Source organism: Streptomyces sp. MK7 (assembly GCF_032658145.1).
Lineage (GTDB): Bacteria > Actinomycetota > Actinomycetes > Streptomycetales > Streptomycetaceae > Streptomyces > Streptomyces spiralis.
Genome location: NZ_JAVACL010000002.1, coordinates 310216 through 324369 on the forward strand (window position 1 = coordinate 310216; position 14154 = coordinate 324369).

A 14154-nucleotide genomic window follows, 5' to 3' on the forward strand; every position below is an offset into this window, starting at 1 on the left:
AGGCCGGTTCCCGCGCGGGGAACCGGCCTGCAGTGGACCGACCAGTCTACGACGTGGAAGGGACAAACGCCTCGTCGAGACCGCGCCCGGCCGGGATGTCCCCTGTTCAGCGGTCTCAGCGCGCGTTGAAGTACTTGGCCTCCGGGTGGTGGATCACGATGGCGTCGGTGGACTGCTCGGGGTGCAGCTGGAACTCCTCGGAGAGGTGCACCCCGATCCGCTCGGGCTCCAGGAGCGCGGCGATCTTGGCACGGTCCTCCAGGTCGGGGCAGGCGCCGTAACCGAGGGAGAAACGGGCTCCCCGGTACTTCAGAGCGAACATGTCTTCGATGTCGCTCGGGTCCTCCCCGGCGAAGCCCAGCTCGGCGCGGACGCGTGCGTGCCAGTACTCGGCGAGCGCCTCGGCCAGCTGCACTGACAGACCGTGCAGCTCCAGGTACTCACGGTAGGAGTCGGACGCGAACAGCCGGGCCGTCTCCTCCCCGATCTTCGAGCCGACAGTGACGACCTGGAAGCCGACGACGTCCCGCTCCCCTGACTCCTCCGGGCGGAAGAAGTCCGCCAGGCACAGGCGGCGGCCGCGGCGCTGGCGCGGGAAGGTGAACCGGGTGCGCTCGTTGCCCTCCTCGTCCAGGACGATCAGGTCGTCGTCCTTGGACACGCACGGGAAGTAGCCGTGGACGACGGCCGCCTCCAGCAGGTTCTCCGTCTGGAGCCGGTCGAGCAGGCCGCGCAGCCGGGGACGGCCCTCGGTTTCCACCAGCTCCTCGTACGTCGGCCCGGCGCCGGTGCGGGCCTGGCGCAGGCCCCACTGGCCCTTGAACAGGGCGCCCTCGTCCAGCCAGGAGGCGTAGTCCTTCAGCGGGATGCCCTTGACCACCCGGGTGCCCCAGAACGGAGGCTCCGGGACCGGGTTGTCGGTGGCCACGTCCGAGCGGACATGACCCTCCTGCGGCCGCTGCTCCTCCTCCACCACCGCCGCGGTGGCGCGGACCCGCCGCTGCCGCAGTTCGGGCAGCTTGGCGCCGGGCACGCCGCGCTTGACGCCGATCAGGGCGTCCATCAGGCGCAGGCCCTCGAAGGCGTCGCGGGCGTAGCGGACCTCGCCCTGGTACAGCTCGTGCAGGTCCTGCTCCACGTACGCGCGGGTCAGGGCGGCGCCGCCGAGGATGACCGGGTAGCGGGTGGCCAGGCCGCGGGCGTTGAGCTCCTCCAGGTTCTCCTTCATGATCACCGTGGACTTCACCAGCAGCCCGGACATGCCGATCACGTCCGCCTTGTGCTCGTCCGCGGCCTCCAGGATCGCCGAGACCGGCTGCTTGATGCCCAGGTTGACCACGTTGTAGCCGTTGTTGGACAGGATGATGTCGACCAGGTTCTTGCCGATGTCGTGCACGTCGCCACGCACGGTGGCCAGCACGATCGTGCCCTTGCCGGCCTCGTCGGTCTTCTCCATGTGCGGCTCGAGGTGGGCGACGGCCGCCTTCATGACCTCGGCGGACTGGAGCACGAACGGCAGCTGCATCTGCCCGGAGCCGAACAGCTCACCGACGACCTTCATGCCGTCCAGCAGGGTGTCGTTGACGATGTCCAGCGCCCTACGGCTCTGAAGCGCCTCGTCCAGGTCGGCTTCCAGGCCGTTGCGTTCGCCATCGATGATCCGCCGCTTCAGCCGCTCCTCCAGCGGCAGCGCGGCCAGCTCCTCGGCCCTGCCCGCCTTCAGGGACTTGGCGGTGGCGCCCTCGAACAGCTGCATGAGCTTCTGCAGCGGGTCGTAGCCCTCACGGCGGCGGTCGTAGATCAGGTCCAGGGCGGTGGTGACCTGCTCCTCGTCGAAGCGGGCGATCGGCAGGATCTTGCTCGCGTGGACGATCGCGGAGTCCAGGCCGGCCTTGACGCACTCGTCCAGGAAGACGGAGTTCAGCAGGATCCGGGCGGCCGGGTTCAGGCCGAAGGAGATGTTCGACAGACCGAGGGTCGTCTGCACCTTCGGGTGCCGCTTCTTCAGCTCGCGGATGCCCTCGACGGTGGCCAGGCCGTCCTTGCGGGACTCCTCCTGACCGGTGCAGATGGTGAAGGTCAGGCAGTCCACGAGGATGTCCTCCTCGCGGATGCCCCAGTTGCCGGTCAAGTCCGCGATCAGCCGCTCGGCGACCTCGACCTTCTTCTCGGCGGTACGGGCCTGGCCCACCTCGTCGATGGTCAGCGCGATCAGCGCCGCCCCGTGCTCCCGGGCGAGCTTCGTGACCTTCGCGAACCGCGACTCGGGGCCGTCACCGTCCTCGTAGTTGACGGAGTTGATCACCGCGCGGCCGCCGAGCTTCTCCAGCCCGGCCTCGATCACGTCGACCTCGGTGGAGTCCAGCACGATCGGCAGCGTGGAGGCGGTGGCGAACCGTCCGGCCAGCTCGGCCATGTCGGCGACGCCGTCGCGGCCCACGTAGTCCACGCACAGGTCGAGCATGTGCGCGCCCTCGCGGATCTGCTCCCGGGCCATCTCCACACAGTCGTCCCAGCGGCCCTCGAGCATGGCCTCGCGGAACTTCTTCGACCCGTTGGCGTTCGTCCGCTCCCCGATCGCCAGATAGGACGTGTCCTGGCGGAAGGGGACGGTCTGGTAGAGGGAGGCGGCGCCGGGCTCCGGGCGCGGGCTGCGCTCCAGCGGGGCCAGGTCCCGCACCCGCTCCACCAGCTGCCGCAGATGCTCCGGGGTCGTACCGCAGCAGCCGCCCACCAGCGACAGGCCGTAGTCGCGGACGAAGTTCTCCTGCGCGTCCGCCAGGCCCTCCGGGTCCAGCGGGAAGTGCGCGCCGTCCTTGGTCAGGACCGGCAGACCCGCGTTCGGCATGCACAGCAGCGGGATACGGGAGTGGCGGGTGAGGTAGCGCAGGTGTTCGCTCATCTCCGCCGGGCCGGTGGAGCAGTTCAGGCCGATCATGTCGATGCCGAGCGGCTCCAGCGCGGTCAGCGCCGCGCCGATCTCCGAGCCGAGCAGCATCGTGCCGGTCGTCTCGAACGCCATCGACACCAGCAGGGGCACCTCGATGCCGGCGGCCTCCATGGCCCGGCGGGCGCCCAGTACCGAGGCCTTCGTCTGGAGCAGGTCCTGCGTGGTCTCCACGATCAGCGCGTCCGCGCCGCCCGCCAGCAGCCCCTCGGCGTTGGCCTGGTAGCCGTCGCGAATGGTGGCGTAGCCGACGTGGCCGAGGGTGGGCAGCTTGGTGCCGGGGCCGATCGAGCCGAGCACCCAGCGGGTGCGGCCGTCGCGGGCGGCGTACTCGTCGGCGACCTCCCGGGCGATGCGGGCGCCCGCCTCGGACAGCTCGTGGACCCGGTCGGAGATCTCGTACTCCGCCGCGGCCGTGTGGTTGGCGCCGAAGGTGTTGGTCTCCACGCAGTCGACGTCCGCCGCGAAGTAGGCGTCGTGGACCGAACGGACGATGTCGGGCCGGGTCAGGTTCAGAATCTCGTTGCAGCCTTCCAGGTTCTGGAAGTCCTCGAGCGTGGGCTCCTGGGCCTGGAGCATGGTGCCCATCGCTCCGTCGGCCACCACCACTCGGGTGGCGAGCGCCTCGCGGAGGGCGGACACACGGGTCCGGCTGTCGGCGGAAGGGGTCGGCGGCAACGAGGCCATGAAGGGGCTCCCTTAGGTGCGACGGCTGTCGGCTTTGCGCCTTCCCCGGTGGTTCGCGAGGACTCACACCGGAGCCTCCCGGGGAAGGCGCACGCGGCAAGCCTAGCCGGGTCGGCCACCCGATGGTCAGAGCGTCCACCACGCGGACGAGGATGACCGCCGGGCCACTCGCGGGAGGCCCGGCTCGTAACAGGTGTCGACCGACCATTAGCGGAGAGTCGACATGGACCGGTAGTGTTCGACATTGCCGAACGGCGGCGACGAAATCGGCCGCCGGCGGTCGAAGGGGACGGAGGCAGGACGGCGATGGCACGGAACATCCAGTCGCTCGAACGGGCGGCCGCGATGCTGCGCTTGCTCGCGGGCGGCGAACGACGGCTCGGCCTGTCGGACATCGCCTCTTCTCTGGGCCTCGCCAAGGGCACCGCCCACGGCATACTGCGCACCCTCCAGCAGGAGGGGTTCGTGGAGCAGGACGACGCCTCCGGCCGCTACCAGCTCGGCGCGGAGCTGCTGCGCCTGGGCACCACCTACCTCGACGTGCACGAGCTGCGGGCACGTGCCCTGGTGTGGACGGACGACCTGGCGCGCTCCAGCGGTGAGAGCGTCTACCTGGGGGTTCTGCACCAGCAGGGCGTGCTGATCGTGCACCACGTCTTCCGCCCGGACGACAGCCGGCAGGTGCTGGAGATCGGGGCGATGCAGCCCCTGCACTCCACGGCCCTGGGCAAGGTCCTGTCGGCGTACGACCCGGTCGCGCACAGCGAGGCCGTGGAGGCCGACCGCAAGGCGTTCACGGACCGGACCGTGTGCGACATGGAGGACTTCGAGCACATCCTCGACCTCACGCGCGCGCGGGGGTACGCGGCCGACGTGGAGGAGACCTGGGAGGGCGTCGCGTCCATCGCGGCACCCATCCACGACCGGCGCAGGATGCCGGTCGGCGCCGTCGGGATCACCGGAGCGGTGGAGCGGGTGCGCCGGGACGGCGAGCTGCGCCCCGAGCTGATCGCGGCCGTGCGGGACTGCGCCCGCGCCGTCTCGAGGGATCTGGGCGCCGGGCGGTTCTGAGCGCCGCGGGAAGGCCGCGGGAAGAGCGCGGGAGGCCGGTACACCGTCGGTGTGCCGGCCTTTCGCGTGCCCGCGGCGGACTTTCACGTGCCCGTGGCGGACTTTCACGTGCCCGCGGTGGACGGGTCCCGACCCGGCGATCAGTAACGATCGCGCTTTCGACTACAGAACTCTTGACGCCCGTGTCACAGCGAGGTGAGACTCGCGTCCATCGGTCGGCATTGTCGAACACCTTGCGGCAATACGCGCTAGAGTGTGGCAGCGCCAAGGGCCGGCATCGCTCTCACCCCCGAGGGCGCCAGACCCCCGGAGGGACCCGGGGTTCGGCTACCCCTGGACGAAGGACAAAGGAGTCGCGGGTGTCCAGCTCCGACATCTTCATCGGCGAGACCATCGGTACCGCCATACTCATCCTGCTCGGCGGCGGCGTGTGTGCCGCCGTCACCCTGAAGGCCTCCAAGGCCCGTAACGCCGGCTGGCTCGCCATCGCCTTCGGGTGGGGTTTCGCCGTGATGACGGCCGTGTACATCTCGGGCCCGCTCTCCGGGGCCCACCTGAACCCGGCCGTGACGGTGGCCCTCGCCATCAAGGACAGCGACTGGTCGAACGTACCGACCTACTTCGCCGGTCAGCTGCTCGGCGCCATGATCGGTGCGGCCCTGGTGTGGGTCGCCTACTACGGCCAGTTCCACGCCCACCTGACCGACAAGGAGATCGTCGGCGGCCCGGGTGCGCAGGCCACCGCCGCCAAGGCGGTCGAGGCCCAGGAGAAGGGCGCCGGCCCGGTGCTCGGCATCTTCTCGACGGGCCCGGAGATCAGAAACGTGGTGCAGAACCTCGCCACCGAGATCATCGGCACCGTCGTGCTGATCCTGGCGGTCCTGACCCAGGGCCTGAACGCCAAGGGCGACGGCCTCGGTGTCCTCGGCGGCCTGATCACCGCGTTCGTGGTCGTCTCCATCGGTCTGTCGCTCGGCGGCCCCACGGGCTACGCCATCAACCCGGCCCGTGACCTCGGCCCCCGCATCGTGCACGCGCTGCTGCCGCTGCCCAACAAGGGCGGCTCCGACTGGAGCTACGCCTGGATCCCGGTCGTCGGCCCGCTGATCGGCGGGGCGATCGGCGCCGGTATCTACAACATCGCGTTCGCCTGACGACCGCCGCGCTCGCGGCCCCCGGGCGGCGAGCGCCGCGGCGGACCTCATGCGTCCGCACCACCGCGCCGTACCACAGCACCACTGATCACCGACCACGGACCACGGACCTTCAGGACCTCAGGACCCTCAGGAGCACACAGTGACCGACGCCAACACCGCCGGCATCGCATCCCACGGGCACGGCCCGTTCATCGCCGCCATCGACCAGGGCACCACCTCCTCGCGCTGCATCGTCTTCGACCGGGACGGCCGGATCGTCTCCGTCGACCAGAAGGAGCACGAGCAGATCTTCCCCAAGCCGGGCTGGGTCGAGCACGACGCCGCCGAGATCTGGACCAACGTCCAGGAGGTCGTCGCCGGCGCCATCGAGAAGGCCGGCATCACCCGCGACGACATCAAGGCCATCGGCATCACCAACCAGCGCGAGACCACCGTGCTGTGGGACCGGAACACCGGTGAGCCCGTCCACAACGCCATCGTCTGGCAGGACACCCGCACCGACGCCCTGTGCAGGGAGCTCGGCCGCAACGTCGGCCAGGACCGCTTCCGCCGCGAGACCGGCCTTCCCCTCGCCTCCTACTTCGCCGGTCCCAAGGCCCGCTGGCTGCTCGACAACGTCGAGGGCCTCAAGGAGCGCGCCGAGGCGGGCGACATCCTCTTCGGCACCATGGACACCTGGGTCATCTGGAACCTGACCGGTGGCACCGACGGCGGCAAGCACGTCACCGACGTGACCAACGCCTCCCGCACCATGCTGATGAACCTCCACACCATGGAGTGGGACGACAAGATCTGCGAGTCGATCGGCGTCCCGATGCAGATCCTGCCGGAGATCCGCTCCTCCGCCGAGGTCTACGGCGAGATCACCGGCGGCAAGCTGGGCGATCTGCTCGGCGGCATCCCGGTGGCCTCCGCGCTCGGCGACCAGCAGGCGGCCCTGTTCGGCCAGACCTGCTTCTCCGAGGGCGAGACCAAGTCCACGTACGGCACCGGCACCTTCATGGTGATGAACACCGGTGACAAGATCATCAACTCCTACGCGGGCCTGCTGACCACCGTCGGTTACAAGATCGGCGACCAGGACACGGTCTACGCCCTGGAGGGCTCGATCGCCGTCACCGGCTCGCTGGTGCAGTGGATGCGCGACCAGATGGGCCTGATCTCCACCGCCGCCGAGATCGAGACGCTCGCGCTCTCGGTCGAGGACAACGGCGGCGCGTACTTCGTGCCGGCCTTCTCCGGCCTGTTCGCCCCGCACTGGCGCTCCGACGCCCGCGGTGTGATCGCCGGCCTGACCCGGTACGTCACCAAGGCGCACCTCGCGCGCGCCGTCCTGGAGGCCACCGCCTGGCAGACCCGGGAGATCGCCGACGCCATGACCAAGGACTCCGGCGTCGAGCTGGCCACCCTCAAGGTCGACGGCGGCATGACCGCCAACAACCTGCTGATGCAGACGCTCTCGGACGTCCTGGACGCCCCCGTGGTGCGCCCGATGGTCGCCGAGACCACCTGCCTCGGCGCCGCCTACGCCGCCGGCCTCGCCGTCGGCTTCTGGACCAGCACCGACGACCTGCGCGCCAACTGGCGCCGGGCCGCCGAGTGGACCCCCCGCATGGACGCGGAGACCCGCGACCGTGAGTACAAGAACTGGCTCAAGGCCGTCGAGCGGACCATGGGCTGGCTCGAGGACGAGGAGTAAGAAACCGCAATGACCAGTCAGTCCACCCTGCAGTCCGTGCCTGCCCTGGGGACGCGTCCGGCCTCCGGCTCCCACGCGAGCCGGGCCGAGACCCGGGAGCAGCTCTCCAAGGCGACGTACGACCTCCTCGTGATCGGCGGCGGCATCCTGGGCATCTCCACCGCCTGGCACGCCGCGCAGTCCGGGCTCAGGGTGGCTCTGGTCGACGCCGGCGACTTCGCCGGCGCCACCTCCTCCGCCTCCTCCAAGCTCCTCCACGGCGGTCTGCGCTATCTGCAGACCGGCGCGGTGAAGCTGGTGGCGGAGAACCACTTCGAGCGCCGTGCGGTCTCCCGCCAGGTGGCCCCCCACCTGGCGAACCCGCTCACCTTCTACCTCCCCGTGTACAAGGGCGGGCCGCACGGCGCGGCAAAGCTCGGGGCGGGCGTGTTCGCCTACTCCGCGCTCTCCGCGTTCGGTGACGGCGTGGGCCACCTGCTCTCCCCCGCCAAGGCGGCGCAGGACGTGCCCGAGCTGCGCACCGAGAACCTCAAGGCCGTGGCCGTGTACGGCGACGACCAGATGAACGACGCGCGCATGGCGCTGATGACGGTCCGCGCGGCCGTCGAGGCGGGCGCGGCCGTCCTCAACCACGCCGAGGTCACCGGCCTGCGCTTCACCAGGGGCCGGGTCACCGGTGCCGAGCTGAAGGACCGGCTGTCCGGCGACGAGTTCGGGGTCGACGCCCGGCTTGTGCTGAACGCGACCGGCCCGTGGGTCGACCACCTGCGCAGGATGGAGGACCCGAACGCCGCGCCGTCCATCCGGCTGTCGAAGGGCGCGCACCTGGTCCTGAAGCGCACCTCCCCCTGGAAGGCCGCGCTGGCCACCCCGATCGACAAGTACCGGATCACCTTCGCCCTCCCCTGGGAGGACATGCTGCTGCTCGGCACCACCGACGAGGAGTACGAGGGCGACCCCGCGGACGTCGCGGTCAACGACAAGGACATCGCGCAGATACTCGACGAGGCCGCGTACTCCGTCCGCGACCAGCAGCTCGAGCGCGACCTGATCACGTACGCCTTCGCGGGCCTCAGGGTGCTGCCGGGCGGCCCCGGCGACACCGCCAAGGCCAAGCGCGAGACCGTGGTCACCGAGGGCAAGGGCGGCATGCTGTCCGTGGCGGGCGGCAAGTGGACGACCTTCCGGCACATCGGCCGTACGGTGATGAAGCAGTTGGAGTCGCTGCCCGGCCGGCCGCTGGGCGAGGACTTCGAGCCGATCTCGACGCTGCCGAGGAAGCTGCCGCTGCCCGGCATCGCCAACCCGCGCGCGGTGGCGCACCGGCTGCTGGTGGACCGTCCTGCGCCCGGCCCGCGGATGGCCGCGGACACCGCCCGGCACCTGGCCACGCACTACGGCTCGCTGGCGTTCGACATCGCCCGCCTGGCCAACGAGAACCCGGAGCTGGGCGAGCGGGTCCACCCGGACGCCCCGGAGATCTGGGCGCAGGTCGTGTGGGCCCGGGACCACGAGTGGGCCGAGACGCCGGACGACGTGCTGCGCCGCCGTACGACGCTGACGATCCGCGGCCTGGCCACGGACGAGGTGCGGGCCAAGGTCCAGGACCTGCTCGACAGGAAGTGAGCGTGGTCGCCGTGGGGCACCGCCAGGCCCCGCCGGCCTGAGGACCGAGGGCCGGCCCCCGCCGCATCGGGGGCCGGCCCTCGCCGTTCCGGGTCCCACGCGTTCTGGATCATGGGTGTTCGACCGTCTCGGACGGGGCAGTGATGCGTTCACTCCCCCGTGCAAGGGGGCTGCTGGCGCCCCCGCGGCACGCCGTAAGGTTGGTGGGTCAAGCGAGGGCACGTCGGAAGGAGGCACTGGGTGATCGAGCTCGAGGGGGTTCCCGAGCTGATCGACCCGGTCATGGTGGCCGCGTTCGAGGGCTGGAACGATGCCGGCGACGCCGCCTCCACCGCGGTCGCGCATCTGGAGAGGGAGTGGAAGGGCGAGGTGTTCGCGGCGCTGGACGCCGAGGACTACTACGACTTCCAGGTGAACCGCCCCACGGTGTTCATGGACGGCGGCGTGCGCAAGATCACCTGGCCGACCACACGGCTGTCGGTGGTCCGGATCGGCGGCGACAAGCCGCGTGACCTGGTGCTGGTGCGCGGGATCGAACCGTCCATGCGCTGGCGCTCGTTCTGCAACGAGCTGCTCGGCTTCGCGCACGAACTGGGCGTGGAACTGGTGGTCATCCTCGGTGCGCTGCTCGGCGACACCCCGCACACGCGTCCGGTCCCGATCAGCGGGACCACGTCCGACACGGACCTGGCCCGCCGGATGGACCTGGAGGAGACCAAGTACGAGGGCCCCACGGGCATCGTCGGCGTACTGCAGGAGGCCTGCACGCACGCGGGTGTCCCGGCGGTCTCCCTGTGGGCGGCGGTCCCGCACTACGTCTCGCAGCCGCCCAACCCCAAGGCCACGCTGGCCCTGCTCAACCGCCTGGAGGACCTGCTGGACCTGCGGATCCCGCTCGGCGAGCTGCCCGAGGACGCGCGCGCCTGGCAGGTGGGCGTGGACCAGCTGGCCGCCGAGGACAGCGAGGTCTCCGAGTACGTCCAGACGCTCGAGGAGGCCCGGGACACCGCCGAGCTGCCGGAGGCGTCGGGCGAGGCGATCGCCCGCGAGTTCGAGCGGTATCTGCGGCGCCGGGACGGCGGCGGTCCGTCGTCCGGCGGGCACGCCACGGCGGACGGCGGCGAGGGCGGCTCCTATCTGCGGGACAGCCCCAGCGGACGGACCCGGCCGCCGAAGCCCCCGAAGCCGGAGACCGGGACGGGCCCGGAGACGGGGCCGGACACCGACGACGAGGACTCCTCGGAGGACTGACCCGGACCAGGACAGACATCAGGGGCGGTGCGCCGTGCGGCGCACCGCCCCTGATGGTGTCGTCGGCCGGGTGCCGGCCGTCGGAGAGCCGTCAGAGGGCCACGCCCAGCAGGGCGTCCACGGCCCGCGAGACCAGGCCCGGAGCACCGGTGTCGGTGCCGCCGTGCTCCTGCTGGAGAGCCACCCAGCGGTCGACCGCGGTGAGCGCGGCCGGTGCGTTCAGGTCGTCGGCGAGGGCGTCGCGGATCTCCTCGACCAGCGCGTCGGCGGACGGGCCGTCGGGCCGGGAGACGGCGGAGCGCCAGCGGCCGAGCCGGGCCACGGCGTCCTGGAGGACCTGGTCGGTCCACTCCCAGTCGGAGCGGTAGTGGTGGGCGAGGAGCGCCAGCCGGATGGCGGCCGGGTCGACGCCGTCGCGCCGCAGCCGCGAGACGAAGACCAGGTTGCCCTTGGACTTGGACATCTTCTCGCCGTCCAGCGCGACCATGCCGGCGTGGACGTAGGCCTTGGCCATGGGGAACTCGCCGGTGAGCACCTGGGCGTGCGAGGCGCCCATCTCGTGGTGCGGGAAGGCGAGGTCGGAGCCGCCGCCCTGGACGTCGAAGCCCATCCCGAGGTGGTCGAGGGCGATGGCCACGCACTCGATGTGCCAGCCGGGCCGGCCGCGGCCGAGCGAGCCGCCGTCCCAGCTGGGCTCGCCCTCGCGGGCCGCCATCCACAGCATCGCGTCGAGCGGGTTCTTCTTGCCCGGGCGGTCGGGGTCGCCGCCGCGCTCGGCGGACAGCAGCCGCATCGCGGCGGCGTCCAGGCGGGAGACCTCGCCGAAGTGCGGGTCGGACTCGACGGAGAAGTAGACGTCGCCGTCGAGCTCGTACGCCGCGCCCAGGTCCCGCAGCCGTTCGACCAGCGGGACGATGCCGGGTATCGCCTCCACGGCGCCTATGTAGTGCTTCGGGGGCAGCATTCGCAGGGCGGTCATGTCCTCGCGGAACAGGGCCGTCTCCCGCTCGGCCAGCTTCACCCAGTCGACGTCGTCGCGCTGCGCCCGCTCCAGCAGCGGATCGTCGACGTCGGTGACGTTCTGGACGTAGTGAACCTGCCGCTTGGTGTCGAGCCACACGCGCTGAACGAGGTCGAACGCGTTGTAGGTCGCCGCGTGACCCATGTGGGTCGCGTCGTACGGCGTGATGCCGCAGACATAGATACGGGCGACGGGACCGGGCTGGAGGGTGACCAGACCGCCGGTCGCGGTGTCGTGGATCCTCAGGTCGCGGCCCTGACCTGGCAGGGCGGGGACCTCGGAAGCGGGCCAGGCATGCATGTCATGAGCGTAACCGGACCGCGGTCCCGTCCACGAACCGGACCGCTCCGGATGACCGGTAAGGCACTCTTGCGGGATCCCGGCGCGTGTGCTCGGCCACGCGCCGGGCGGCCCCGCTACACCGGTGGCCAGGGAATCGCCGGCCAGTCGCCGTTCGGTCCGGGGTGGGTGCCGGAGGCGAGGAGGGCGTCCACACGCGCGCGCGTGGCGTCGATCTCGGCCGGAGTGATCAGGTCGGCCAGCCGGACGGCGAGACGGCCGCCGTCGCTCAGGGCGTCCTTGAGGCCCTTGAGGACGTCGAGGGACTCCGGGGGCAGGGGCTCGCCCGCCCAGCCCCACAGGAGGGTGCGCAGCTTGTTCTCGACGTTGAAGGTGACGCCGTGGTCGATGCCGTACAGCCGCCCCTGCGCGGTGGGCAGCAGATGGCCGCCCTTGCGGTCGGCATTGTTGATCACCGCGTCGAGCACGGCCAGCCGGCGCAGCCGCTCGTCGTCGGCGTGCACGAGCAGCGCCGTGCGGCCCTCGCCGACCTCGGCGAGGGCGATCGCCTTCCAGCCGGGCCCGGGTTCCTCGGCGTCGACCAGCGCGAGCAGCTCGGCGTCGCCGCCGTCACCGTCGCCGTCGGTGGCCACCTCGATCCACAGCTGGACCATGCCCTCGCCGTAGGGGCCGTCGCGCAGCACGGTGGGCGGGATCAGGTCCCAGCCGGTCGCCTCGGAGACCTCGTAGGCCGCCACCTCGCGGCCGGCCAGGGTGCCGTCGGGGAAGTCCCACAGCGGGCGCTCCCCGGCGACCGGCTTGTACACGCACGACGCCTCCCGGCCGTCGTGGGCGATCGTGCAGAACAGCGCCGCGTTCGAGGCGTCGCGGATACGGCCGCGCACGGTGAGCTCGCCGTGGCAGAGCAGCTCGACGGAGGCCGCGTGGGACGGGGGTGTCACGCCCCGCGGCGGTATCCGTTCTGGCGCGGACATACGTGTCCTTCCGGGTCCAGGGGCAGGCTGCACAGCGGGCACGGCGGCCGCCCGGCGTTGACGACGTCGAGGGCGCGTTTGGCGAAGGCCCTCGCCTGGGCGCCGGTGAGACGGACCCGCAGCATCGGGGGGCCGTTCTCCTCGTCCTGGAGCAGCCGCTCCTCGGCCTCCGCGAGGTCCTCCTCGGACTCGGCGTCGAGCTCGACGAGGGCCTGTGCCTCGACGATCATGCGCTGCTCCTCGCCGTCCCAGGCGAGCGCCATGGTGCCGACGCGGAACTCCTCCTCGATGGGGGTGTCCAGCGGGGCGGTGTCGGTGATCTCGGTGGGCGCCATCGCGGGGACGGCGGCGTTGCCCCCGCTGCGGCGCACGACCTCGTCAAGCAGCTCGTCCATGCGTTCGGCGAGCGCGGCGACCTGGGTCTTCTCCAGGGCCACGCTGGTCACCCGGGAGCCGGCGGTGGCCTGGAGGAAGAACGTACGGCGCCCGGGCAGTCCGACCGTGCCGGCCACGAAACGGTCCGGGGGGTCGTAGAGGAACACCTGACGGGACACGTCCTGTCTCCATGGGAATCGTGGGAATCGGGGAAAACGATCGGGAAACGACGGAAAGGGACGGCTGGGGCGAAGAGGGCGAAGGCGACGAGTGCTGTGGGAACGGGCGGACGCTTCGGGTCGGGACGCCGACGGGGACCGCTTCACCCTACTGCGGCCGACGATCACGGTGCGCCCGCGCCGCCTCCGACCGGTGCGTCGTCACCGGGCGGCTCCTCGCGCGGCACCAGGGACGCGAAGTCGCCGGTGTCGCCGAGCCGCACGAGGAACGGCCGCAGCCGGGTGTAGCGGATCGCGGTGACGGAACAGGGTTCGACGGAGATCCGCTGGAAGAGGTCGAGATGCAGACCGAGCGCGTCCGCGACGAGGGACTTGATGATGTCGCCGTGGGAGCACATCAGGTACACCGCGTCGGCGCCGTGGTCGCGCTCCACGCGCGCGTTCCACTCGCGTACGGCCTCGGCGGCGCGGGTCTGCATCGCGCGCAGGGACTCGCCGCCGGGGAAGGCCGCCGCCGTGGGATGTGCCTGCACCACCTCCATCAGCGGCTCGTCCTTGAGCTCGCTGAGCTTGCGGCCGGACCAGTCGCCGTAGTGGCACTCCCCGATCCGTTCGTCGGTGTGCGCGGCCAGGCCGGGCCGCGCGTCCAGGAGCGGCTGTACGGTTTCCTGGCAGCGTTGCAGCGGGCTGGTGACGACCTCGGTGATCGGCAGCCCGTCGAGCCGGCCGGGCAGTGCGGCGGCCTGCTCGGCGCCGCGTTCGTCGAGGGCGACGCCGGGCGTCCAGCCGGCGAGCAGGCCCGCGGTGTTGGCGGTGGAACGTCCGTGCCTGACAAGGATCAGCGTGGGCATGCGGCCAGAGTAGGCG

The 14154-nt window shown here is 71.3% G+C and carries 10 protein-coding genes; 5 read left to right on the plus strand and 5 right to left on the minus strand.

Features of this window, described 5'->3' with window-relative positions; all coding sequences use genetic code 11:
* Positions 1-115 precede the first annotated feature (115 nt).
* Positions 116-3634, minus strand: coding sequence for a methionine synthase (gene metH, locus R2S09_RS04145; RefSeq protein WP_316739819.1), 3519 nt, complete (start codon positions 3632-3634; stop codon positions 116-118).
* Positions 3635-3940: 306 nt separating this feature from the next.
* On the opposite strand from metH, the gene R2S09_RS04150 reads away from it, so the two are divergent.
* The 5 genes from R2S09_RS04150 (at position 3941) to R2S09_RS04170 (ending at position 10438) form a co-directional block, all read left to right on the plus strand.
* On the plus strand, positions 3941-4705 hold the full coding sequence (locus R2S09_RS04150) for an IclR family transcriptional regulator (protein ID WP_030179212.1): 765 nt from the start codon (positions 3941-3943) through the stop codon (positions 4703-4705).
* A 359-nt stretch (positions 4706-5064) separates the two neighbouring features.
* Positions 5065-5859 (plus strand): MIP/aquaporin family protein, encoded by a 795-nt coding sequence (locus R2S09_RS04155; protein ID WP_306190266.1) that lies wholly within the window; start codon positions 5065-5067, stop codon positions 5857-5859.
* A gap of 142 nt (positions 5860-6001) precedes the next feature.
* Positions 6002-7561: a glycerol kinase GlpK gene (glpK, locus tag R2S09_RS04160; protein WP_306190267.1), complete on the plus strand. Its 1560-nt coding sequence runs from the start codon at positions 6002-6004 to the stop codon at positions 7559-7561.
* 9 nt (positions 7562-7570) lie between these two features.
* Positions 7571-9187, plus strand: a complete 1617-nt coding sequence (locus R2S09_RS04165) for a glycerol-3-phosphate dehydrogenase/oxidase (RefSeq protein WP_306190268.1) — start codon at positions 7571-7573, stop codon at positions 9185-9187.
* 240 nt (positions 9188-9427) lie between these two features.
* Positions 9428-10438: a PAC2 family protein gene (locus R2S09_RS04170; RefSeq protein ID WP_316739823.1), complete on the plus strand. Its 1011-nt coding sequence runs from the start codon at positions 9428-9430 to the stop codon at positions 10436-10438.
* 91 nt (positions 10439-10529) lie between these two features.
* Here R2S09_RS04170 and mshC read toward each other — a convergent pair whose 3' ends face one another.
* From mshC to R2S09_RS04190, 4 genes are all read right to left on the minus strand, one after another.
* Complete coding sequence (mshC, locus tag R2S09_RS04175) at positions 10530-11759, minus strand: cysteine--1-D-myo-inosityl 2-amino-2-deoxy-alpha-D-glucopyranoside ligase (protein ID WP_316739825.1); 1230 nt, start codon at positions 11757-11759, stop codon at positions 10530-10532.
* Positions 11760-11875: 116 nt separating this feature from the next.
* A complete protein-coding gene (locus R2S09_RS04180) occupies positions 11876-12733 on the minus strand; it encodes an SCO1664 family protein (protein WP_306192544.1) in 858 nt (285 codons plus the stop codon).
* The gene (locus R2S09_RS04185; protein WP_306192545.1) at positions 12697-13287 is read right to left on the minus strand and encodes a DUF3090 domain-containing protein; all 591 of its coding nucleotides are present in this window, start codon (positions 13285-13287) and stop codon (positions 12697-12699) included. The genes R2S09_RS04180 and R2S09_RS04185 overlap by 37 nt, the downstream gene beginning before the upstream one ends.
* Before the next feature lie 164 nt (positions 13288-13451).
* Positions 13452-14138 carry a histidine phosphatase family protein gene (locus R2S09_RS04190; protein ID WP_306192546.1) on the minus strand — a complete coding sequence of 229 codons (687 nt, stop codon included), beginning with the start codon at positions 14136-14138 and terminating at the stop codon, positions 13452-13454.
* Between the last annotated feature and the right edge of the window lie 16 nt (positions 14139-14154).